The organism is Methanolobus halotolerans, from assembly GCF_004745425.1.
GTDB classification, from domain to species: Archaea; Halobacteriota; Methanosarcinia; order Methanosarcinales; family Methanosarcinaceae; genus Methanolobus; species Methanolobus halotolerans.
Genome location: NZ_PGGK01000005.1, coordinates 201,429 through 223,424, shown reverse-complemented (window position 1 = coordinate 223,424; position 21,996 = coordinate 201,429). Strand labels below are relative to the sequence as shown.

General features: G+C 38.3%; 23 protein-coding genes and 1 tRNA gene. 12 read left to right on the top strand and 12 right to left on the bottom strand.

What is annotated here, in order from left to right:
* Window positions 1-283: 283 nt before the first annotated feature.
* Window positions 284-910 (bottom strand): hypothetical protein, encoded by a 627-nt coding sequence (locus CUN85_RS06825; protein ID WP_235856230.1) that lies wholly within the window; start codon window positions 908-910, stop codon window positions 284-286.
* 386 nt (window positions 911-1,296) lie between these two features.
* On the opposite strand from CUN85_RS06825, the gene CUN85_RS06820 reads away from it, so the two are divergent.
* Window positions 1,297-1,494, top strand: a complete 198-nt coding sequence (locus CUN85_RS06820; protein ID WP_135389576.1) for a DUF7557 family protein — start codon at window positions 1,297-1,299, stop codon at window positions 1,492-1,494.
* Window positions 1,495-1,505: 11 nt separating this feature from the next.
* Entirely contained in the window at window positions 1,506-1,772 is a 267-nt protein-coding gene (locus CUN85_RS06815) for a type II toxin-antitoxin system RelE family toxin (protein ID WP_135389575.1), read from the top strand.
* Between the two features lie 518 nt (window positions 1,773-2,290).
* Here the strand turns inward: CUN85_RS06815 and CUN85_RS06810 are convergent.
* Both CUN85_RS06810 and CUN85_RS06805 read right to left on the bottom strand, forming a co-directional pair.
* On the bottom strand, window positions 2,291-3,070 hold the full coding sequence (locus CUN85_RS06810) for a 4Fe-4S double cluster binding domain-containing protein (protein ID WP_135389574.1): 780 nt from the start codon (window positions 3,068-3,070) through the stop codon (window positions 2,291-2,293).
* Window positions 3,071-3,166: 96 nt separating this feature from the next.
* Window positions 3,167-4,048 carry a hypothetical protein gene (locus CUN85_RS06805; protein WP_135389573.1) on the bottom strand — a complete coding sequence of 294 codons (882 nt, stop codon included), beginning with the start codon at window positions 4,046-4,048 and terminating at the stop codon, window positions 3,167-3,169.
* Between the two features lie 243 nt (window positions 4,049-4,291).
* On the opposite strand from CUN85_RS06805, the gene CUN85_RS06800 reads away from it, so the two are divergent.
* Both CUN85_RS06800 and CUN85_RS06795 read left to right on the top strand, forming a co-directional pair.
* Entirely contained in the window at window positions 4,292-5,089 is a 798-nt protein-coding gene (locus CUN85_RS06800) for a tryptophan-rich sensory protein (protein WP_135389572.1), read from the top strand.
* Between the two features lie 879 nt (window positions 5,090-5,968).
* On the top strand, window positions 5,969-6,964 hold the full coding sequence (locus CUN85_RS06795; protein ID WP_167848817.1) for an LVIVD repeat-containing protein: 996 nt from the start codon (window positions 5,969-5,971) through the stop codon (window positions 6,962-6,964).
* Between the two features lie 167 nt (window positions 6,965-7,131).
* Here the strand turns inward: CUN85_RS06795 and CUN85_RS06790 are convergent, their stop codons facing one another.
* From CUN85_RS06790 to CUN85_RS06775, 4 genes are all read right to left on the bottom strand, one after another.
* The gene (locus CUN85_RS06790; protein WP_135389570.1) at window positions 7,132-7,572 is read right to left on the bottom strand and encodes a hypothetical protein; all 441 of its coding nucleotides are present in this window, start codon (window positions 7,570-7,572) and stop codon (window positions 7,132-7,134) included.
* 396 nt (window positions 7,573-7,968) lie between these two features.
* A complete protein-coding gene (locus tag CUN85_RS06785; protein WP_135389569.1) occupies window positions 7,969-8,154 on the bottom strand; it encodes a hypothetical protein in 186 nt (61 codons plus the stop codon).
* A 570-nt stretch (window positions 8,155-8,724) separates the two neighbouring features.
* Window positions 8,725-9,213, bottom strand: coding sequence for a GbsR/MarR family transcriptional regulator (locus CUN85_RS06780; RefSeq protein WP_135389568.1), 489 nt, complete (start codon window positions 9,211-9,213; stop codon window positions 8,725-8,727).
* Window positions 9,214-9,260: 47 nt separating this feature from the next.
* Window positions 9,261-9,578 carry a DMT family transporter gene (locus CUN85_RS06775; RefSeq protein ID WP_135389567.1) on the bottom strand — a complete coding sequence of 106 codons (318 nt, stop codon included), beginning with the start codon at window positions 9,576-9,578 and terminating at the stop codon, window positions 9,261-9,263.
* Between the two features lie 347 nt (window positions 9,579-9,925).
* On the opposite strand from CUN85_RS06775, the gene CUN85_RS06770 reads away from it, so the two are divergent.
* Both CUN85_RS06770 and CUN85_RS06760 read left to right on the top strand, forming a co-directional pair.
* Window positions 9,926-13,156, top strand: coding sequence for a PAS domain-containing hybrid sensor histidine kinase/response regulator (locus CUN85_RS06770; protein WP_135389566.1), 3,231 nt, complete (start codon window positions 9,926-9,928; stop codon window positions 13,154-13,156).
* 909 nt (window positions 13,157-14,065) lie between these two features.
* The gene (locus CUN85_RS06760) at window positions 14,066-14,851 is read left to right on the top strand and encodes a helix-turn-helix transcriptional regulator (RefSeq protein WP_135389565.1); all 786 of its coding nucleotides are present in this window, start codon (window positions 14,066-14,068) and stop codon (window positions 14,849-14,851) included.
* 214 nt (window positions 14,852-15,065) lie between these two features.
* Here the strand turns inward: CUN85_RS06760 and CUN85_RS06755 are convergent, their stop codons facing one another.
* Window positions 15,066-15,854: a helix-turn-helix transcriptional regulator gene (locus CUN85_RS06755; protein ID WP_135389564.1), complete on the bottom strand. Its 789-nt coding sequence runs from the start codon at window positions 15,852-15,854 to the stop codon at window positions 15,066-15,068.
* A 318-nt stretch (window positions 15,855-16,172) separates the two neighbouring features.
* On the opposite strand from CUN85_RS06755, the gene CUN85_RS06750 reads away from it, so the two are divergent.
* The gene (locus CUN85_RS06750; protein ID WP_135389563.1) at window positions 16,173-16,958 is read left to right on the top strand and encodes a helix-turn-helix transcriptional regulator; all 786 of its coding nucleotides are present in this window, start codon (window positions 16,173-16,175) and stop codon (window positions 16,956-16,958) included.
* A 404-nt stretch (window positions 16,959-17,362) separates the two neighbouring features.
* On the opposite strand, the gene CUN85_RS06745 is transcribed toward CUN85_RS06750, so the two are convergent.
* Window positions 17,363-17,439, bottom strand: a tRNA-Val gene (locus CUN85_RS06745).
* Between the two features lie 191 nt (window positions 17,440-17,630).
* Here CUN85_RS06745 and CUN85_RS06740 point away from each other — a divergent pair.
* The gene (locus tag CUN85_RS06740) at window positions 17,631-18,206 is read left to right on the top strand and encodes a nuclear transport factor 2 family protein (protein WP_135389562.1); all 576 of its coding nucleotides are present in this window, start codon (window positions 17,631-17,633) and stop codon (window positions 18,204-18,206) included.
* Window positions 18,199-18,399, top strand: a complete 201-nt coding sequence (locus CUN85_RS06735) for a hypothetical protein (RefSeq protein ID WP_135389561.1) — start codon at window positions 18,199-18,201, stop codon at window positions 18,397-18,399. The genes CUN85_RS06740 and CUN85_RS06735 overlap by 8 nt, the downstream gene beginning before the upstream one ends.
* Before the next feature lie 42 nt (window positions 18,400-18,441).
* Here the strand turns inward: CUN85_RS06735 and CUN85_RS06730 are convergent, their stop codons facing one another.
* The 3 genes from CUN85_RS06730 to CUN85_RS06725 are packed head-to-tail and all read right to left on the bottom strand — an operon-like array spanning window position 18,442 to window position 19,392.
* Window positions 18,442-18,885 carry an NAD(P)H-dependent oxidoreductase gene (locus CUN85_RS06730; protein ID WP_268921602.1) on the bottom strand — a complete coding sequence of 148 codons (444 nt, stop codon included), beginning with the start codon at window positions 18,883-18,885 and terminating at the stop codon, window positions 18,442-18,444.
* The gene (locus CUN85_RS13525; RefSeq protein WP_268921601.1) at window positions 18,882-19,043 is read right to left on the bottom strand and encodes an NAD(P)H-dependent oxidoreductase; all 162 of its coding nucleotides are present in this window, start codon (window positions 19,041-19,043) and stop codon (window positions 18,882-18,884) included. The genes CUN85_RS06730 and CUN85_RS13525 overlap by 4 nt, the downstream gene beginning before the upstream one ends.
* Before the next feature lie 46 nt (window positions 19,044-19,089).
* Window positions 19,090-19,392: a Dabb family protein gene (locus tag CUN85_RS06725; protein WP_135389560.1), complete on the bottom strand. Its 303-nt coding sequence runs from the start codon at window positions 19,390-19,392 to the stop codon at window positions 19,090-19,092.
* Window positions 19,393-19,543: 151 nt separating this feature from the next.
* Between CUN85_RS06725 and CUN85_RS06720 the strand changes: the two genes are divergently transcribed.
* Genes CUN85_RS06720 through CUN85_RS06710 form a run of 3 tightly spaced genes read left to right on the top strand, consistent with a single transcriptional unit; the run spans window position 19,544 to window position 21,988 of the window.
* The gene (locus CUN85_RS06720; protein WP_135389559.1) at window positions 19,544-20,167 is read left to right on the top strand and encodes a magnesium transporter; all 624 of its coding nucleotides are present in this window, start codon (window positions 19,544-19,546) and stop codon (window positions 20,165-20,167) included.
* Window positions 20,164-20,721, top strand: coding sequence for a magnesium transporter (locus CUN85_RS06715; RefSeq protein ID WP_205804378.1), 558 nt, complete (start codon window positions 20,164-20,166; stop codon window positions 20,719-20,721). Before CUN85_RS06720 ends, CUN85_RS06715 begins: the two co-directional genes overlap by 4 nt.
* A 49-nt stretch (window positions 20,722-20,770) precedes the next feature.
* The gene (locus CUN85_RS06710) at window positions 20,771-21,988 is read left to right on the top strand and encodes a potassium channel family protein (protein ID WP_135389558.1); all 1,218 of its coding nucleotides are present in this window, start codon (window positions 20,771-20,773) and stop codon (window positions 21,986-21,988) included.
* The last annotated feature ends 8 nt before the right edge of the window (window positions 21,989-21,996 follow it).

Genomic DNA, 21,996 nt, shown 5'->3' with positions numbered 1-21,996 from the left:
GTGAGGAAATAAAGGCTAGGAAGCACTGGAATCAGGTAAAAGAGATTAAAATAAAGCTAATAGTAAACAACCTTGGCAGGTATGCCAAAATTGTTTGTTTGATTCAAATGAGGATTTCTACAGAGCCGATTTAATGTGAGTTTAAAAACGGTGGTCTTCTTACTCCAACGGTGAGAAAGGATCTTTGAAAAGATCTCATATAATACCCTGATCAGATTTTTGGTTCTGTGGTCATCTGATCAGAACCTGTCAATTGTATTATCAACCACCTCCACCGCAATGATCAGTATACGATCGGCGTACTTTCTGTGTCAAACGGATTTGTCCGCATTGCAAGAGAGAACAGGTATGGATAATTCTTCTTGTTATATTTCATATAAGTAAACCATTCTCGCGCAAGCAGTGCATATACACGCTTGATGTCTCCTGTCAGATGATGTGTGTCCGTCTCTGGAAGACATGAGAAATCACCCCTGCAATCCAGCTCTTCTGTGAGATGAAAAACAGCTCTTAAGAGTTCGGTGAATTCCTCATGCTCGAGCATGGATGGATTTTCAAGCAGTCTGACAAGGAAGTCCCTTTTCCCTACAAGAAAGGTGCTTAAGTTTTCAAAATCGATCTTTTCTGTATCCACATCATAATTGATTCTGCTCATTGATCTGACAAGGTTATCGAAATCCCTGTCTGACCATTCAGAATCGATCATGAACTGATCTCTGTGCCTGTCCAGGTCAGGATCAGCATCCGATATATATTCCAGAAGCTTTATGCCAACCTCACTGAAAAACACACCGATCACCATGTTCAGTTTTTGCAACCTGTGTTTTTTATCCATATCACTTAAGAAATGATGAATGATCATTGATATAAGCAGCACTTCAATTGGTACAAATGCAATATCTCCGACCATATAAATGAATATATGATGAGGATCATTAAAGATTAGGTAATGGATATAGTAAATTATTCCCGATAAAATTACCAAAGCAGCACCAAATATTACATACTTCTGATTTTTTTCCATAACAACACCACGCAAGCATAATTTTAAGATCAGGTATTTTAAGGCTTTAATAGATTTCCTTTTAAAGACTCTGTAGAAAACCTGTTTTCCTGCTTTATTTATAAGGGAGTTAAACTATAAAGCAGAATGGCATGGGAAACCATTAATAAAGAAAGATCATATGCAGGTGTTATTTTGATAGGCTATAAGCAACTACAAGGTATTAATAATAGTACATAATAACTTATAAGTGCTTATAATAATTATAATCCACTACCATGGAGGAAAAAGACATGGCACAGAGCACATCGACAACCATACCAACCACAAAGATGGTGAGAGACAGACTGAAAAGCTATGGTCAAAAAGGGGAGACCTATAGTGATATTCTTGAACGCTTAATGAATACAGTCGATAAAGAAGAATTTATGGACCGCATGTACAGGCGCCTGGAAGAGAAAGATCAGTTTGTCTCACTTGATGAAATCTGAAAGTGAGTCAAATGAAATACAGAGTAAGTATACATCCACATGTCAGGAAATCCCTGAATGCACTTGATCCTCAAACAAAGACACGGCTTGTGGAAGGTCTTAGAAAATTGGAGAATAACCCATTCGATAATGACTTTAAAAAACTAAAAGGTACCAAAAGCAGGCAAGACCTTTACAGATTAAGCATTGGTGATTATAGAGCTATTTTTGCAATTGAAGAAGATATCGTATACATACTCGAAGTCATTGACCGTGACCAAAGTTATAAATGGCTTTGATCATACCGTTTTTACTCGATTACTTCACTTTTCACGGCTCTGTAGAAACCCTTGAGATGATCAAACGCAAGGAAATGAAGACAAAAAGAGCCGTATCTTGCGTCTTTGCGTTCATTTGTAGTTGGTTAAAGTTGAAATTAGCAGAATTTCTACAGAACTAAGATTCAATAATGATATATGTTTTTCCACATAATGTTAGTTTGGTGCCCTTTTCTCTTTTTGGACCACTTAACCCACCAATCCACAACCGGGTCCAATTCAAGTACTCCAACTATAAAATCAAATAAGGGCACCACGAAAATCAGACGTGATATGTAGTGACTACTATATCCACTGAAGTGGAGGAAGTGCCCACATAAACGAAAAAAATCCAATATAATTACAGGATTAAGCCCAATGATCTTGATAACGATAGGTTTTCTACAGAGCTGAATTAAAGAACAATTATAACTCATTTGCTTTGAAGCTTGTGACAGAAGTTTTAAAAATAGAAAAATCAAAGAAAGATCAATTATTCTTCAATTAAGTCCCCTTTTGCCAGGAATTATGCTTTCTTCCACTGGTTTTCCATAGGGACATACCAAATTACATATTGTACATTCCATGAACCCTCTTTCTGTTATGCGACGTATGTGTTTCTCATTTTGAGGGGAAACTTCTTTGTCAAATTCATGGGAAACTACACATTTGTCATAAATGACTTTCTTTCCGGGTTCTACTCCTTGAGAAGGGCCGGGAATGATCGCCTGATAGGGACAACTTTTGACACACTGAGACTGTTCCTGACAAAGTGGTTGTTCTGCACACAGATCCCGTTCAAAAGGTTCATCTGGCTCAAGTTCTGCATTTGTCAATACTGTTACCCATCTAACCCTTGGTCCGTATTCAGGAGTTATAACCTGAGTATTATGTCCTATAAACCCCAATCCTGCAAGATAGGCGGCAACCTTTTCATGAACTGCATGAGATGGAACCGCTTTGTATCCCTTTTCATTTAACCAAGCAATCAAACGCCATGCACGGGTTTCGGTTACTTCGTAGTACAGATTGTAATAGTCAGCTTCCCCTCCAGAGAAATCCCCCGTACTTACAGATGATATTGCTGCATTTAGGCCTTCGTCCCAGAGAACTAAACCCATAACAAATGCAGATTTAGCTTCAGGCATTACTTCAGATGGCCGCACCATCCCTCTATCAGTCGGGAAATCAACCTGTTCCAGTTTTTCGATGTCCGAAACACCAAAAAGCTGGAAACCTTCTTGGAAAGCACGTTCTTGAATCTTTTCTTTTAAGCTCATTTTTTCCTCCATAGCAAAAACTTAGATCACTTGGTGAGGTAAGATATTTTTTTGCTACAATAATATAGGCATGAAAAACTATAAAAGGATGCTTTTTTACCAAACAGAGGGCGAATACTGGAACCTGAACTTGTCAATATCCTCTTCAGGTAAGCCGATGTTTTTGAACATCTCCCTGAAAACATCTATGTATTTCTCCTCAGGAACATGCTCTCCTGCTGAAAGCATTATTTCAAGTTCGACCCCACCTAGCTGATCCATCTTGATGGTGTATGCAACACCTTCTTTTTCATGTACTATCCTCTGGTTTGGCACCACAAAGCTCATCCTACCTGTCAGCAGATCGTGTGCATAGAAGGAAAGCATGGTATTGCCTTCTCCATGTGTCAGTGAGAATTCTGAATCTGTGCTCATACTTTCAAGGTCTTTATAGATGGCATCAGGCAGTATGTTACGGGAAATATCCATTTTTGGCTGCTTTCCGGAATCAATAGCATTTTTAAGCTCTTCAAGATCATGTTCGGCTTGCTGCCTGTCAGATCCAAAGGCTGCCATTAACCTCTCGATTATCCAATCGTCCTGTGGAAGGTGCTCCACTTCAAAGGGAGAAAAATATGGATCTGGTCTGATGTGATTGAAAAACATGACAGTTGCCATGTCATCATCAAGGAACATTATCTCCATTACCGTTTCCTCATCTTCATAATACGTGGCATGATTGAGCAAGAAGTCATCTCCAAGACGCTCCTCAATATACGGCATGTCTGTGAGGTATGTCCCAGTTGCACTTTTGGCCTTAACATTTACATAAAAAGGACCCTGTACATCGTAACCTGCATCATTTGCTCTTTGTATTATCCCTTCATGGTTCAGTTCACCCAGGTTCTGTCCTTCTTCTGTATAGTATGTCGCATGATCTGAACCAACAAGTATGAACGCAAAAGATGCATAAAGGAACGCTACAAGTATAACACCCATGGTCAGTGTCAGAAAAGTCTTTTTTGTTAGTGAATATTCCTTTTTCTGCCATATCTTGAATAACCCAAAAAGAAAAATACCACTAACAATAATTCCAATTAAGAAGAACAAACTTATCATAACCGAATCTATCGGCTGACAAGTATAATAATCTGTTGTACAATCGGCTGACCAGGATTACCAAGGATAATATTTATTTGTCTTGAATGCGGAATTTAGTATACAATGGTGATGGGGAGCCGGATGGAACAACAAACTGCATTGATCAAGATTATTGTATTAGTAACCTTTCTGACCATGGTTGTTATGAACTTACTGGCTAACATCCTGCCAATCAATGATGTCACCACAGGCCAGGTTTCGGACTCCTTTCAAAATCTTTTTGCTCCTGCAGGGGTGACCTTTTCCATATGGGGAGTCATATATCTCTTGCTGGGAGGATATACACTTTACCATCTCGGCCTTTTCAGGGATTATCGGAGTAACTCCACAACTGCGCTGTTCAACAAAGTTGGAATACTGTTTTCAATATCTTCGGTCGCCAATGCATCCTGGGTTCTCGCATGGCACTATTATATGATACCACTATCTCTGCTGCTTATAATTGTAGTACTGGTCTGCTTGATAAAGATCAATGAATTGACAGCCAAGGACAGCCTCACTGGGGGGGACTATTTTTTCATCAGGCTTCCGTTCAGCGTTTACTTTGGATGGATCACGGTCGCAACCATCGCTAATGTAACTATTTTTCTTGTAAGCATCGGATGGGGAGGCTTCGGCTTAGCTGAGAGCACCTGGGCTGTTATTATACTTGTAGTCGGGCTCATCATCGCAATAGCAACAATGATAAAGAACAGAGATATCGTTTATGGACTTGTTATTGTCTGGGCCTATGCAGGAATCCTTCTAAAACATATATCACCTGAAGGTTTTGGGGGACGGTATCCCGCCGTGATCGCTGCAGTGGTTATCTGTATAGCCTTGTTGCTACTTGCCGAAGGATATGTTTTGATGTCAAAAAGGAAGGGAGTATATCACTGATAGATACTTGATATTCCGTATGGATCAATGGTTTGAAATAATGTGAGTCATATTTGATTTTTCCCAGTACATAATTAGTGAACTACCCCGAAGCTAAAGACTTCGTGGCTTCCTGTTTCATCCCTTGAACCATTGTTCACAAGTCCACAGGCTCTTCCCGCAGTCCCTGCGGTGTTTGGGTTTGTTACAATTATTTAGTTCACTTGGTTATCATGAACAAAGAATAGTATGATATTTAAATATATAACAGTAATAACAGTAATGTACGCTTACATCTCCGATGTTCCATTTCAAAGAAATGGAACTCCCATTAAATCTTCGATTTAATGCGATGCTAAAGACATAGGGGTTTTACGCTCCTCTTATAAAATGTTACCATATAGTAACTTACTGTATAGTAAGTATCTGAAGTTTATGTTTTTGACGCACTGCAACAAGAATATTATTGCGCAGCCTCACCAAGAATATGTCTTTTGATCCACACCCGAATACATTATCCAGCATTCTGCAAGATGAAAACCGTCCACTACATATTAATTCTTAAACTTAACAAACTTATCCACTAGTTATTGTGTATTTTTGCAAGCAATAACTCAAAATTAATGCATTAGAGCTTTAATAACAAATATCTTTGGTAATTCAAAAAACATATTAGCACATCAAAATTAATTATGTATCATTATTAAAGACAATTGTTCACTATCAAAATTTCGAAATCTTTTTGTTTAAGCTGAGATATTCTAATTTGTTGTTATTATTTGAAAATCTGGAGTTGGGAGTATAACCATACTTAGAAATCTAAGAAAAGAGTATGGAAGGATGATTTATCCTCTAGCATTAATCGCAGTTTTCTTTTCCGTTATCCTGGGAGCTACGGTCGTGAGTGCGGATGGAGTAGATGTGATTTTCGAGTCTGGTTTTGGCCATTTGGATGATATCGATATTCGACATGAAGCAAGAGATGTTGAGGTTAAAGGTGATTACATCTATGCAATTAATGGTGAGGGTTATTTTCAGATTATCGATATCAGCAATCTGAAATCACCAGAACTTGTAGGTGATTATGATACTGGTGGTAAAGCAGGTAATTTTGAAGTATTGGATGATTACGCCTATCTGGTATATAGTGAGGTTTTTGGTAACGCTTCTTTGAACTCCATTGATATAAGTGATCCCTCATCACCAACTCATGCTGGCAGTTATGATATTAATTTACCAGCAGACGATGCTGGTGTTAGAGGCATTGAGCTTTCAGACGGGTACCTCTATTTAATCACTTATAATGGTCTTGTTATTCTTGATGTAAACAATCTCCAATCACCGGTTCTTGTGGGCAGGTATGATACTCTGCCTGCACCTGATGTCGCGGTTGAAGGTGATCATGCCTACATAGTTCATGGGACCGATAGCTTCTGGATCGTTAATATAAGCGATCCTTCATCACCAGATCATGTAGGAACTTATGATACGATCGATCATGCAGGATCCATTGACGTATCAGATGGTTATGCCTATGTGACAACTGATGATGACTCTTTGAAAGTCATTGATGTTAACAATCCTTCATCCCCCACTATCGTAGGTAGTTGTAATAATGTCGGTTCGATGCCAGGAGTTGTTGTCAAAGGTGGATATGCATATTTAAACTGCTTGAACCTTCTTTCGATTATTGATATAAGCAATCCCTCATCACCAACTGTTGTGGGTAGTTCTGCAACCGAAACTTTTTCTTTTCATATTGCTACTGAAGACAATATCGTCTGTCAGACTGATGAATATCATGGTTTTATTATCTATCGCATAGAAAAATCGACCACAAATTCTAATGAAGTAAAAAATAGGCATTCCACAGAGCCGATATTTGATTATTATTGAAAGACTCTGAACCAATAACTAAAATTTAAGTAGCCTTCTCTTTTAATAACATATACATGATTTTCTTTATAAAGTATTCACGAAGCCTAATTTAAACAGTTCTGTTTTTCTGAGTTACCTGTATCCCCACATAAAAGCGCGTCGAACTAATTAATGTTCTTGTTTTCTCATCTCGGAATCACTTCTTCAAATTTTTTACCATTCTCTTCCCATATAATCTTTACTTTAACCATATTTTCCCATTCGTCCATATCACGTTTACTTATATTAGATGCATCAAATGTTGCATTGCCTTTGAAACCTTCCCATGTATCAGGCTCCAAGTCTCCAATATATTTTTCATTTCCTTCAAGAGAAATTAATCTTGATGATACTTCTGGGTGAAGTATAACTTCGCAACTGACGTTTTCTGCAATTGCTTCTCCATTGTTTCCAATACTGGTTGTCCATTGGATTTTTTGAATATTGGTTTGATTTTGATTAATAGCACCCACAGAATAACCAATATCTCCTGAAATTTCTACTTCTTTTGTTTCATCGAATATACATCCAGATGTAACAATTGCACCAAATGCTACCAGAACTAAAAGTAATATTTTTAATTTCATGAACACCTTTGCCAATAGATATTATAATCCTTTACAACTTCTATACTTTAATAATACATTCTTGATGTGAAGAGTGATTTAGGTACATAAGGCTTTCCTTTTGCGATTCTGTAGAAAAGGATACATATATAACTGCAAAGTAATAAAATTAGCAAGCCTGCTTATTTTGGGAAAGAGATGATATCGATCCATGTATGCTCAAATCCTACTAGATCAAACGGAATGTTGAAAAATAATACAAGATACAGACAGATTATACCAAAAAAATAGTAAATGAAATGCATTACTCGAGATTCAACCCCTACTTATCTTTACTGGGTTCTGCCAGGAATGGTGTACATCTCATGTACAGGTAACTGAACATTATAGCATGCTGAATAATCCTTTAAACCGTTATTACTGGCAATTTTCCATAATATAATTTAATTCTTCAATTTTTGCAGTGAATTTAGTATTTATTTCATCCTGATATTCATCTTCACATTGCGATAATACCTTTTTTCTATCATTTTTCAATTGTACAATCCGATTATTACAAAAAGTTAAAACATCTTTTCTTGAAGTCAAATTTTCCAATACCATTTAAACCCATCCAAGTTTATGAATAATTTGTAGTTAATGTTTGATTCAGAAATGTTTCAATGAGCAAATTTTCAAATCATACTTGGGATATTCTAGTTTCAAGTTTCTTCCCTTAGTATTTGCAAGCAAGTCAATGCTTGCACCACAATAGGTAATTTTTTTATTTAACCTAAACTCTTGTTAATATGGAGGGGAGTGAAATTATTTGGTTAAATGAAATTTTTCAAAAGCTTTGAAATTTCAAATGTTAAATACAAATAACGACTCTTTAGAAATCCTTGAAATTATCAAACGCAAGGAAATGAAAACTCAAATGGCAGGCGATATCTTGCGTCTTTACGTTCATTTGTAGTTGGAAACTGCTGACTTTAAAGTTTCAATTAGCAAGATTTCGGCTCTGTAGAAAACCTATCTCCTACTTAATTTATGCAGCGCTAGCTGTATCAACGGTTTTCTCCAGAGCCAAAGTTAACAATTGTTATAAAAGTATCATATGTTATTAAATAAACATGTAAGGTAAGGTTGGAGATGTAGTTAGGATAATTCCTTAAATGAGGAATTCTACAAAGTCTAAATTTGATTCTTTTTTAACAGATTGATTTGCGAATATATGTGGCGGATCAATTCTTCAAACTTATCAATTTGTGATAGGTAGTTCTCATATGTATGCAGTTTAGTTTTTTGTTCTTGTGTCGCTGCATTTTCTTTATATTCTTCTATAAGGGGAGTTATTTTCGTTTTTGCAAGGCTCAATTCGGTTTCAAAACCATTTCTTATTTGAGTCGCAAAAGCATCTAACAGGTTTTTTTCCATTTGCAAATATGTTTTGCGAGATCCTGGCTTGGATATCCTTTTGATACTCCAAAATTGTTCAATATTTTTGACCTTAAGGCTGATGGAAGCAAGACTATAGCCAGTTCTCTGTGCTAATTCCTCCATACTTATTGCATTTGGTTCAAAATTAAGTATCGATAGGATTTGTGCAGTGATGTCATCAACTCCATACCCTTTAAAGATCTCATGCCCTATGTCAATTATCTTTTCTTCAATATCAGTCATTTTTCTCACTCATAATTAGAGGTTTCCTATAATTGGGAGATAAATAATTAGGCTGATACGAGCTTTAATCCACCAATACCAACGACAATCAATCCAATAAAGAATATTCGTGTTATATTTATTGACTCATTGAAAAGAAATATTCCCAATATTGTTGTCCCAATAATACCAATACCTGTCCAGACGGCATAAGCTGTTCCAACAGGCAATGTTCTCAAAGCTCTTTCCAATAGATACATGCTTAGGATTAAAGTAATAGCAGTAAATACCATAGGATAGAATTTGGTTAACCCATCGCTATATTTTAATCCGATTGCCCATCCGGTTTCAAATAATCCCGCAATTATTAAAAGTATCCATTCCATGTTTATCCTTTTCGCAGGTTTTAATAATTATTAAAAGCTATTGATAATACTTGTGTATATAGATATTTTGGAAGGAAAGTCGTTTAGTTCACAATATAAGGAAGCTACAAAATGTTTTGTAGTACAAAATTACTTTTATTATGAACCCTTCAAAATAAATAGGTTTGTTATAGTTTCTTCTTTAATTTATAGAACTTGTTGACATTAATGTTTTAATAAGCAAAAGTTGAAATATAATATAATATAACCAATAATAAACATAAATAATCTTTTATAATATAGGTAGTTTGCATCATGGTCTGACCAGACTAAAAAAGTGCGCCATAGGCAAAACAGAAGGTACAAGAATGAAAAACGAAGTAAGTGTGGAGCGGCTGTCTAAAATAAATAGCTGTCTGCTTGATTTGGGCGCCGACTATGAAGCTAATATTAACATCCTGACAGCGCTTTGCGGTGAACTCCTAAGTGGTACATGTGCTCTATACAACCGACTTAATGGTGACATACTATGTTCTGTAGGACAATGGCATACTCCTCCAGACTATGTATCTGAGGATTATCCTGAAGGACACATCTGCTATGATGTCATCAAACGCGGCACCTCAGAACCACATATTGTGCGCAATTTAGGTGAAACGCCCTATGCCGAGACAGATCCAAATGTGGCATTATATGGTCTGCAGACCTATATCGGTCATCCCGCTATTTGTTGCAGCGAGGTTGTAGGTTCCCTTTGTGTCGTGTATCAGGATAATGTAGATATCGGTGAGGATGACAAACATATCCTTGGACTCATCGCCTTGGCCATTGGCAGAGAGGAAGAACGTAAAAATGTAGAAGAAAAACTGCATAAAAGTCAGCAACAATTATCCAATGCATTAAATATTGCAAAATTAGGCCACTGGGAGTTTGATTTTGCAAGTGGTATGTTTACTTTTTCGGACGAGTTCTATTCCATATTCCGCACGAATGCTGAGGAAATGAGTGGCTACAGAATGCCAATCGAGGATTATGCCAGGCGTTTTGTACATCCGGATGATCGTCATATGGTCTCAGAGGAGACGCGCAAGGCATTGGGTGCTAAAGATCCAGATTTCAGTCGTTACATTGAACATCGCATGCTCTATGCTGACGGGAGCACAGGTTATCTGGCAGTCAGATTCTTTATCGTAAAAAACAGTAAAGGTGAAACTGTCAAATCATATGGTGTAAATCAAGACATTACTGATTGCAAGTTGTCAGAAAAAGCTTTGATTCACTCTCATAACTTATTGAGCTACATCGTGGAACACACAAGAAGTGCTGTTGCAGTACACGACCGTGATTTGAATTATATATATGTCAGCCAGCGGTACCTTGACGAGTACAAGGTCAAAATGAAGGATATCATAGGAAAACACCACTACGAAGTATTCCCAGATTTACCTCAAAAATGGAGAGACGTTCATCAAAGGGCGCTTGCTGGTGAAGTTATAAGTGCTGAAGATGATCAATATATAAGGGAGGATGGCACCGTAGAGTGGACCCGCTGGGAATGCCGTCCCTGGTACGAAATGGATGGAACGATCGGTGGGATTATTGTTTACACCGAGGTCATTACTGACCGCAAACAGGCAGAGAAAAACCTGGAGGAATCTTCCAATATCCTAGAAGCTATGCTCAATCAATTAAAGGATGCAGTGGCTTTCCAGAAAACCGACCTTACAATAATGCGCTATAATAAAGCAGGGTATGAACTGCTAAATTTGTCACATGAGGAGGTGGTAGGTAAAAAGTGTTATGAGTTGATTGGGCGCCACGATGTATGCCCAAATTGTCAGACAGAAAAAGTGCTAAGGACCAAAAAGATTGAGACTTCCGAAAAATATGTGCCTGAACTTAATAGATATATAAGGGCAACAAGTAATCCTATACTTGATGAAAATGGAGAGATCCTCTTTATAGTTGAACAGCTCCAGGACATTACTGAAAGCAAACGAACAGAAGAAGAATTAAAGCAACGTGAAACACTCCTAAACAAGGTATTTGATATTCTACCTGTTGGACTATGGTTTGCTGATACTAACGGAAAACTTCTGCAAGGAAATCCTGCTGGAAAGCGTATATGGGGTGCTGAACCGCTTGTTCCTCCTGAAGATTATGATGTGTTTAAAGCACAGAGACTTCCCACAGGTGAAGAAGTGCTTCCTGAAGATTGGGCACTGGTCCACACTATCAAAAAAGGTGTAACAATAGAAAACGAGCTTCTGGAAATTGAGGCATTTGATAATAAAAGAAGGATCATACTCAATTATACGGCTCCCGTACTAAGTGATGATGGAGAGATGTTGGGTGCAATAATAGTCAATAATGACATCACTGACCTAAAGAAGATAGAGTTGGAACTATTAAAGGCTAAAGAAGCCGCAGAAGCTGCTAATGCTGCTAAATCAGAGTTCCTTGCCAATATGAGCCATGAGATCCGAACTCCCATGAATGCGATAATCGGTTTTACCGATTTACTAATGGAAACCGAGATGAGTGATGTACAACAACACTATACTCAAATTGTACAAAAAAGTGGGGAAAATCTTCTTGAGCTTATAGAAGATGTACTTGATATCTCTAAGATAGATGCAGGGAAGCTCGAACTTGAAAAGGTGGACTTTGATCTGCTGAACCTTCTCAAGGACTTTGTCGACACCATGAGCCTACGTGCGCGTAGTAAGGGGCTGGAACTATCCTACGAGCTCAAAGATGATGTTCCTTTGTTACTTCAAGGAGATCCTGGCCGCTTGACCCAGATTCTTACCAATCTAACAGGTAATGCTATCAAGTTTACTTCAGAAGGAAAAGTATTGATCCATATCTCAGTTGAATCCCAGAACGATGATAATGTCCTGCTGCGTTTTTCTGTAATCGATACAGGCATTGGCATTCCTGAAGAAAAGATTGACCTTATTTTTGAAAAGTTCACCCAGGCAGACACCTCTAACAGCCGTAGATTCGGTGGCACAGGCCTCGGACTTGCAATATCCAGGCAACTGGTCGAAATAATGGATGGAAACATTGGTGTGATCAGCGATGAAGGAGTGGGATCGGAATTCTGGTTCACCGTGCAGCTGGAAAAACAGTCCAAAGCAAAGGGGGTAGAAAAGTCTGAAAAAGAGAACTTGATTCAAACCAACAATAATGTACTGAAGATTTTGCTGGTCGAGGACGATATGCTCAATCAGGAAGTAGCTCAAACTATGCTAATTAACCTGGGATTCGAGGTTGATGCTGTTGACAATGGCATGGAAGCCATAAAGGCTCTTGAGACAGAACCATATGATCTGGTGCTTATGGACATTCAAATGCCTGAGATGAACGGGCTGGAAGCCACAAAGATTATTCAAAGTCCAGAGTCCAAAGTGCTAAACAGGGATATTCCAATAATTGCATTGACAGCATATGCGATGAAAAATGACAGAGAGAAGTTTTTTGAAGCAGGAATGGTTGATTATATTTCCAAACCTATATCATTGAAATCACTTCGTGAATTGCTGGACAAATGGAATAATATTATTCTTACAAGTAGAGAATCTACACAATATTGAGGTTCAAATTTAATCGGATTCTGATTTAACTGTATATACCTCGTTCAGACGAACTCAACATATAGTGCTTCTCATAATAGCATCGATTTTATCAAAGCGATTTTGCATTATATAATTATAGACTCCGCCTATCTAGGGCGACGTCATTTCCTACTCCACTTATAAGAATATCTAGCATTGTATATGAACAAACTCTTCACTTTTTAACATTAGTGTTTAAAAATAATGGCTTTATTATTTCAATGTTAAGATTAGAATATATTGTAGTATTTGTATGATAGAAAGGAACACCGATCGTGTATATTGGTGTTCGTGGGGTAGTAAGGTTTTAAAAAAGCTCCAATCCTTTCTATGCACCTATTTTATGTCAACTGATAAGTGTCCAAGTGGAAACCTCAATTAAAGGAGTAAAACTTTGTCTCTAACTAAGGTGGCAATCTTAAACTTATATAGAAAGGGTAGTTTCCTTATATATAACATACTAAAAAAACATACTAAAAAGAATTACCCATGACTGTTGTTAAAAGCAGGTAGCTTGCTCATGTCTTGCTGAAAAGAAAGCATCTGTTGATTTTAGTAAGCCTGCTTATAGTATTGAAAGGCAGGATTCAGAAGATATTAGGCAGAAGATACTGAGTATATCTTATTCTGATTGGAAGGAAATGGGATTTTCAAAAGGGACCCTCCATTACATGAAGAAAAATGTTGAAGCTGATAAACCTTTTACTCTAAATGCTCATTTCAGGGAAAGATCAGAAATGTGGATAAACTAATTACTATTCAAAGTCAACAGTGTTATATTTAGTGAATTTTCCACAAAAAAGATATAGTTCTTCACCATTAGCTTTAATGAGAGAGTGAAATCTAATGTCATATTAAATTGCACCAGTATTAGAGGGTGGAAAGCAAATGAAGAAACCATTACTTGATGTAATATTTGCTTCTGAAAAGAGAAAAAATGTACTCTTACTGTTACAGGATGGCCCTCAGGGAATGGAAATTCTTCTCAAGTCACTGGATACAACCAGACAGTCTTTACTTCCTCAAGTAAGGATTCTGGAAGAACATCATCTTGTTGATCACTACGATGATACTTATGAATTGACAACTATTGGAAAACTGATAATTGATGAGATGAAGCCGTTGTTGTATACGATTAAGGTATTTGACAAGGATATTGATTACTGGGGAAATCATGACTTGAGTTACATTCCGCCTCACTTTTTACAAAGGATAGATGAACTGAGAGAATGCAGAGCGATAAAACCATCAATTACAGACCTATATGAGATAGATGAGGAATTTCATGAAGCAAGCAAGAGGTCTGAGTCTCACTCTGTAATCACTACATACATACATCCAGAATTCTATAGATTAGTCTATGAAATGATGAATAATAATGTTCAAATGTATTTTGTTTTTCCTCCAGATTTGCTTGATCAATTACAACCTGCTCGTTATGCAGAATTGATAGAAGTTTCAAAAAGTGAGTTTGTCCATATTTTTGTTTATCCAAAAAAAGTAGGCTTCCTATTCTTTGCATTCAATGATACTCACAGTATGTTATCTCTAACGACAAATAATGGTAAGTTTGATGGCAGATATCTATTGTGCCGTTATAAAAAATCACTTGAATGGGAAAAAGACCTGTTTGATTATTACTTGAAAGAATCTACTCCAATAAATGAAATATAATTATTTTCTTTTTTATTTTAGTTTTCATTTATTTGTTCTATTGCATATTGGCAAAGTCTAAAATTCTTGTGTGCTGTCTCTCTAACAGCGTTGCCATAATTTGAGTTGTAGATATCCCTATAACTTATTGAGGAGATATAGTTAACTCTAATTTTTTGTACGCTAATTTGGAATGACGTTTTTGCATGAAACAAATTAAAAATAAAAAGAATGACTAAATTTCAGTTATTGGTATGGAATCTTTCAGATAGTATTCAACTAATTCTTTTCCCCATTTAAGCGCATGATCACTAGCACAGATTACCCTTTTGTGATCATAATCACCTTCTACCGTTAACAACCTAAACATGAAATTACGACCACTGAACGTAAAGGACACGAGCTTGAAATTTGTTGGATGAACGTGAATTCGAATGTTTGGAAGCTGGCAAACATATTTAAAATTTTCCTCGTCCTCCAATGTAAGTTTTTCATGAAGATCTTTTGAAATAATAACTTCAGAATTCACATAATTTTCAGCTAAATCTCTGAATATCTGTTTATAATTAGAAAATAAAAAAGAGGTAATTAGGTAAAAAAATTTTGTGTCTTTGGCTTGCTCAATAAAAGAATAATCAGCTTCATACAAATTAGTTAAAGATACTTCTATAATAGAACATGAACCAAATTCATTCATTCTTTTCGCGAGATGAGGTGGGATAAAATCAAGGTCATGAGTCCCCCAGTAATCGATATTGTTTCCAAAGAAATTTATCATATTTAATGTAGGAATAATCTCGCGAACTATTATCTTTCCCATTGGAGTTAATGTGTAGGAATCATTGGAAGTAGTTATCAAATAGTTTTCTTCAAGTATTTTCAATTGGGAAACTAAAGCCTGTATACTTATATTTAAATGATTCTGTATTATTTCCTTGTCCTTAGATCCGTCTAATAGTAACAAAAGTATGTCTTTTCTTATTCCTGAGGCGCATATAGAATAAATAAATGTTGATTTCTCCATGGTTTACTGCCTTAACAGTAATTATATTTCAAGATATATGAGTTTAAGGTTAAAGTTTTATATTAGACTCAATTACATCATTACAATTAATCTAATGTATTAACACAGTTAACATTATAATTCAATGGCTCTGTAGAAACCTATAAAAAACGCTATCATCAAGGAAAAACTTGTAACTTAGTTCAATAGCTGGCAGTACATTTGAATATTAAAATTTGATTATCGTCTGAATTTTGAGGATTTCTACGAGCCTAAATACCGAAAGTACTTAATAAGTAAGGTATCCAAAGTTACTGTTGCTTGTTAAGATATGGTAAAATGAAGAAAGAATTACTTGATGTTATATTTAAGTCAGAAAAGAGAAAGGAAATTCTCATTCTGTTGCAAGATGGATCAAAGGAAATGGAAGATATCCTTCAATCCCTTAATTCTAGCAGGCAGGCATTACTTCCTCAGATTAGAATACTTGAAGAGCATTATCTTGTTTCACAAGAGAAAGATACCTATGAGTTGACAACTATTGGGAAACTTATTATTGATGAGATGGTTCCTTTTGTAAATACTGTTGATGCTTTAGATGTTGATATTGATTATTGGGGAACTCGTCGGCTTGACTTTATTCCACCTCATCTCATTAAGAGGATAAGCGAACTTGGAAAATGTGAGGTTGTTAACCCTCCACTAAATGAAGCATATGAACTAAATAAACAAGTCGTAGAGGATTGTTATAAATCTAAATCTGTTTTTATAATTTCTACATTCTTTCATCCAATGTATCCAACATTATTCTCAAAGCTGATTGAAAACAATGTAAACGTATATGCAATCTTCTCCCAGGATGTTGTTAACCTGATAAGAAGTAATTATTATGCTGATTATTTAGAACTCCGTGCTCAGAATTTAGTCCATCTTTTCATGTATACTAAAAAAATGAACTTGCAGGCTGTCGTATGTAATGACCACTGTTTACTAATGCGGTTATTGAAAAGTAATGATGGAGTTGATAACAAACATGTCGTATGTTTCAATCCTTGTGCTCTTGAATGGGGAAAAGAAGTTTTCGATTGTTACATGAAGAATTCAACTCCAATAACGGAACTTTAGTTATTATTTTTACTTTATTCTCTTATTGAGTTCCAACTTTTTTAGAATATATCTAGGGTTAAACAGATAATATAGTTATAACAGTTCGGTTTTTTGAGTTACCTATATCCCATAACTTATTGAGGGGACACAATTTGGACCAGATGCAATACACAAGGTTGGAAATAGACAAATACCAACTTCCGAGAATGACGGCTCTATAAACCTCCGCCTCATCTAGGCAACCCTAATCCCCACAACAAATCCCATATTCTAAAACCAGCATCAATCGAATGCGGAAACAATTGTAATCTTGGCATCATTCACAACTTAGATGAAACACAAGCCGAGCTATTGCACCACAATGATATCGAGAAAAACATAGTTAATCTGCAAGAATCAATATCAGGCAGTCAAAAAGAAGTTGGTGGGCCCGATGAGATTCGAACTCATGACCCCCGCCGTGTAAAGGCGATGTCATAACCGGCTAGACCACGGGCCCATACGAATGATAATAGTTGCTCGGTGACGCTTTCACCTTAGAGCATCCCCATAATGTAACTAGTGGTATATATTCCTTTTTAGTGAAAACAGGTTAAATGCAGGTAAATCTTTCTTACTGCAGGAACTGGGCGAATGCGGATTGCTACCTTTATATAGTCCGGGGCAAATTCTTGTTCTGGAGTGGATATCTTGACAGTAGCAGAGACCTTAAAGGACCTTTATATTCTCATAAAGGAGGAAGATACCGAAAAACTGCTTTCTATGTTTGTAGGGGAACCTGTGATAGATACGCCCCTCGAGGGAAGAATAACGGGCATAGATGAGTTCATTGAATTTGCAGACCGACAGCATCAGTGGCTGAGCGGGCATGATGCAGGGCAGCAGTTCGTAGAGATCACTGCGAATGTTAAGCGCATCTGCGTTGAGATCCTGCTTTATTTACAGCATGATACCAGGAATATTGATCTGCCGGTTGCGATCGTTGCAGACCTTGACGGAGACCGGGTGTCCGCAATACGTGTATATCACAGTACGTGGCCGCTCACAGGAAAGCATAAGGTGAGAGAACCGCTTCTGGAACCGGTGGAAGGTCTTGAAGAACCTGATTTTGTCAAACAGTACATGCAGGCCTTGGAGGAAGGCAATACTGAACAAATACTGGATATTTTTGAAGACGATGGCTATGCCCGTGAACCCGGCAGCTCAGGGTATATGCATTCGGGTAAAGCCGGCCTGAAGGATTTTTTATTCATCAGTATTGCATGACGGAGGCATCACTCTCAGGCACTGTACCGCCACATTCGATGGCAAGCGTGTGGTAATCGAATATATATCCGAAGCATGGGGCAAAACAAAATTACCGCCGCAGGCAGGTGTGGCTGTCTATGAACTCGGTAAGAACTGGAAGATGTACGCTGCCAGAATATACGATGATGTAACTCCGCCCGGAGAAAAATAAGAAAAAGAGAAAAAAGACAAATACTGGCTCCGGTAGCAACTCTCACAAGCTGTTCTGCGGGAAATGCTCATTTACCATATCCCTTACCTCATTCAGCCAAGTCTGCCTTTGTTCAGGTGTGCTTCCTGCTATTGTCCTGAACATCCTGCGATAATAGTTTTTCACACCGCAGAAATCAAAAACACAGTCCTTCCATATCCTCTCAAGAGGATCCCCGAAAACAGTATATTCCCTCTCCTCAGGCGTGTTTGAGGTATTGAACACAATAGCTGCCTTTGCTCTCATCAGACCGATGGGAAGGCCGGAACCGTCATCATCTGCAGGGAATCTGTATGCCACATTCTCCCGTAACACCCTGTCAACCCATCCCTTGAGGATGGCCGGAGGCTGTCCCCACCAGTTGGGATGGATGATTATTATGCCTTCAGCTTCCCTTATCTCATCACAATGTGTCTGGACGAGTGCATTTTCCGACCGGTCCGTCACAAGTTCCTCCCCCGGATAACGGGGTCAAAATTTTCCCTGTACATGTCATGAAGCCGGACATCATGCCCGTTATTATTTAGGACATCGGCAACTGTCGCTGCAATGGCATGATTGAGGCTTTTATCGTAAGGATGACCCAGTATTACTGATATTCTCATTAGAACTACCGTTATTTAGGACTTATACCGCCTGATATTGTCAACTTCACACCAGATAATCAACGACTACTCTCATTTCATTGATTTTACCTACAAGATCTGCAACCTTTACATGTTCCGGGTGTTTCTGGTAGGATAGCAGTGCTTTCTCGTTCCTGAACTCTGAGTACAGCACCACATCAAAGGCAGCATCAGAAGAGTTGATATTGACTCCGACCTCTATACTTTCTATCTCGGGGATCTGGTCTTTGAGATCTTCAAGCATTTTCTTCATCAGGTCTGCATTCTCCTGACTGGTCCTGCCTTCTGCAGTTTCTTTCAGCTTCCACATGACAATATGTTTTAACATAATAATTCCTTTCCACAATTTACGAAAAACCTTTTTCAGGGAATTATGCGATAAAACTTATAAAGCTAATGCAGAATAGGGCATAATCAACAGTTTTCGCTGTATGTAGTGGTCATATCTATTTAAATATTAAAAAAGCGAAGTAAGGCATATGCCTCACGACACACATCATCAGGAAGACGATGAGGAAGATGAGTTTGCAGAAGAGTACATGGGAGATTATGCAAGCATCAGTTCTATCGTAGGTGAGGCTTTGCCTTTTCAACTGGTAGCAACGTTCGGAGGTGTTGCATCAGGTATCATTCTGTCGGGCATGACCGATGAACTGCAGATGATACCCGGACTCATAGTGATAGCCCCTGCAGTCCTGGGAATGCGTGGTAATATATCATCCACACTTGGATCCCGGCTCGGCAGTGCTATCCATATGGGACTGATCACAAAGATCGACAGAAATCCTGAATTAATGAACAATGTGACCGGATCTCTCCTGCTCAGTGCGATAATGTCTTTTATTCTGGGATTATTAGGTCATTTTATCACGGTTGCTCTCGGATTGCCGAGTGCGGGTCCTCTCACACTTACCCTGATAGCTGTTCTTGCAGGTGTGTCTTCAGGCCTGATACTCGCATTCGTAGCCGTGCTGCTTGCTCTGGGTATGTTCCGATTCGGCTTTGACCCGGATAATGTAGTCACTCCTGCCATTGCCACGATTGGTGATATAGTATCTATGATGATGATCTTCATAGCTGCAAGGGTGGTGCTCTTACTATGACGTATTATACAATAGGAGGAATAGTCGGAAGAAGCTTCCCTATAATCCTCTTCACCTCAATAATAGGTATCCTGACAGGGCAGATCCTTAATTTCCAGATAGAGAACCTTGTCTCAATGCCAATCATTCTTATCCTGATACCTGCGCTTATCAAGATCGGTGGTGATACGGGAAGTATGCTGGGAGCACGTCTCTCATCCGCCCTGCACATGGGTCTTGGAGGTAATGTATATCACAATCCGGTTGTGCGCAACAGCGTGCTTTCAGCATTCATTGTAGGTATGTGTGCCTTTACTTTCCTGGGGATTGTTGTATGGATCACCGGTATGGTGCTTGAGATGGAGATCGCATTTGCAACTCTTATGGCATTGTGCTTAATTGCAGGCACTTTCGAGCTACTGGTCGTTTACTCAGCCACTCTTGTGATTGCTTTCGCATCACATCGTTTCGGTGTGGACCCAGACGATACAGTAATTCCTGTGATCGCAACCCTTGGAGATCTTATTGGCGTAATTGGTATATTTATCACCATGCATTTGCTGAATATAATATAGAATAGAATTGAAGATAAGAACATGAAAGGAATAAACTGGTAGAAAGATCATGACTCCTAAGGAAATAAAGTACATCCCACGCAACCTCAAAGATCTCCTGATAGAGACTAAGAATACATCAGAACTGATGGTTGATCTTGCCTATTCTGCAATGATCTATGATGACGAAGACATTGCTGAAGAGGTAATAAGTCTTGAAGAAAAAATGGACACTCTTGACTATCACATGAAAATAGCTGCCATGCTGAGTGCAAGACGTGTAGATGAAGCTGAAGAGATGTCAGGTGTGTTACAGGTTGCACTTGCATCTGAAAATATCTCAAATGCAGCAGGGGACATTGCAAAGATAGTTGTCCTGGACATGGGTATACCCATGGAGCTTAAACTGGCTATGAGAGAAGCTGAAGAGACGATCACAAGAGCAACTGTCAGTGAGAACTCTCCTCTTGCAGGCCGTGCACTTGGGGATATTGAGTTCGATACGGAATCCGGAATGTGGATTATCGCCATACGCCGGCACAATGAATGGATATATAACCCAAACCACAATTCACGAATACGTGCCGATGATGTGATTTTTGCGAGGGGTCATGATGAAGGGGTTCCTATTTTCATGGAACTTGTGACAGGTCACAAATATGTTCCAAGGGATGTACAGCATGAGCGTTTCCTGATAGACCTCGAAAGGGCCGTGGACATTATAGTTGAAATGAAGAACATGGGTGAACTTTCCGTAGGACTTGCATACTCCGCCCTCCTCTTCGATAACGAGGATATAGCTCATGAAGTAAAGGCACTTGAAGTAGAAATGGATGCCATGAAATACGAACTTCAGCATTGGGTGCTGGAAACTGCAAAACATGTACCTGATGTGAACCAGCTTAGAGGTTTGTTGCATCTTGCAAATGCAGCCGAGGCAATTTCAGACGCAGCATATACGATTGCCGATACTGTTCTCAGGGATATCGAACTTCATCCGGTGGTGACCCTGGCTGTCAGACAGTCGGATGAGGTCATAACAAAACTCGTTGTCCAGAAATGCTCGCCCATTGTAGGAAAAACCTTCGGGCACCTGAAACTCGAAACAGAGACAGGTGTACATGTAATGGCGATCAAAAGGGATGATAAGTGGGTTTACCGTCCTAATAAGAGAACGATCATCCAGGCAGGGGATATACTTATAGCAAGAGGTTCCCGCACAGGAGAAGATGCACTATTCGAGATGTGCGCCTGTCCCTTTGAAGACGAAGACGAAAGAGATTCCTGACCGAAAGA

Coding starts and splice junctions, on each gene's coding strand:
- CUN85_RS06825 (WP_235856230.1), bottom strand. CDS start 910: ATGGTCGGAGATATTGCATTTGTACCAATTGAAGTGCTGCTTATATCA.
- CUN85_RS06820 (WP_135389576.1), top strand. CDS start 1,297: ATGGCACAGAGCACATCGACAACCATACCAACCACAAAGATGGTGAGA.
- CUN85_RS06815 (WP_135389575.1), top strand. CDS start 1,506: ATGAAATACAGAGTAAGTATACATCCACATGTCAGGAAATCCCTGAAT.
- CUN85_RS06810 (WP_135389574.1), bottom strand. CDS start 3,070: ATGAGCTTAAAAGAAAAGATTCAAGAACGTGCTTTCCAAGAAGGTTTC.
- CUN85_RS06805 (WP_135389573.1), bottom strand. CDS start 4,048: ATGGGTGTTATACTTGTAGCGTTCCTTTATGCATCTTTTGCGTTCATA.
- CUN85_RS06800 (WP_135389572.1), top strand. CDS start 4,292: ATGGAACAACAAACTGCATTGATCAAGATTATTGTATTAGTAACCTTT.
- CUN85_RS06790 (WP_135389570.1), bottom strand. CDS start 7,572: ATGAAATTAAAAATATTACTTTTAGTTCTGGTAGCATTTGGTGCAATT.
- CUN85_RS06785 (WP_135389569.1), bottom strand. CDS start 8,154: ATGGTATTGGAAAATTTGACTTCAAGAAAAGATGTTTTAACTTTTTGT.
- CUN85_RS06780 (WP_135389568.1), bottom strand. CDS start 9,213: ATGACTGATATTGAAGAAAAGATAATTGACATAGGGCATGAGATCTTT.
- CUN85_RS06775 (WP_135389567.1), bottom strand. CDS start 9,578: ATGGAATGGATACTTTTAATAATTGCGGGATTATTTGAAACCGGATGG.
- CUN85_RS06770 (WP_135389566.1), top strand. CDS start 9,926: ATGAAAAACGAAGTAAGTGTGGAGCGGCTGTCTAAAATAAATAGCTGT.
- CUN85_RS06760 (WP_135389565.1), top strand. CDS start 14,066: ATGAAGAAACCATTACTTGATGTAATATTTGCTTCTGAAAAGAGAAAA.
- CUN85_RS06755 (WP_135389564.1), bottom strand. CDS start 15,854: ATGGAGAAATCAACATTTATTTATTCTATATGCGCCTCAGGAATAAGA.
- CUN85_RS06750 (WP_135389563.1), top strand. CDS start 16,173: ATGAAGAAAGAATTACTTGATGTTATATTTAAGTCAGAAAAGAGAAAG.
- CUN85_RS13525 (WP_268921601.1), bottom strand. CDS start 19,043: ATGAGAATATCAGTAATACTGGGTCATCCTTACGATAAAAGCCTCAAT.
- CUN85_RS06725 (WP_135389560.1), bottom strand. CDS start 19,392: ATGTTAAAACATATTGTCATGTGGAAGCTGAAAGAAACTGCAGAAGGC.
- CUN85_RS06720 (WP_135389559.1), top strand. CDS start 19,544: ATGCCTCACGACACACATCATCAGGAAGACGATGAGGAAGATGAGTTT.
- CUN85_RS06715 (WP_205804378.1), top strand. CDS start 20,164: ATGACGTATTATACAATAGGAGGAATAGTCGGAAGAAGCTTCCCTATA.
- CUN85_RS06710 (WP_135389558.1), top strand. CDS start 20,771: ATGACTCCTAAGGAAATAAAGTACATCCCACGCAACCTCAAAGATCTC.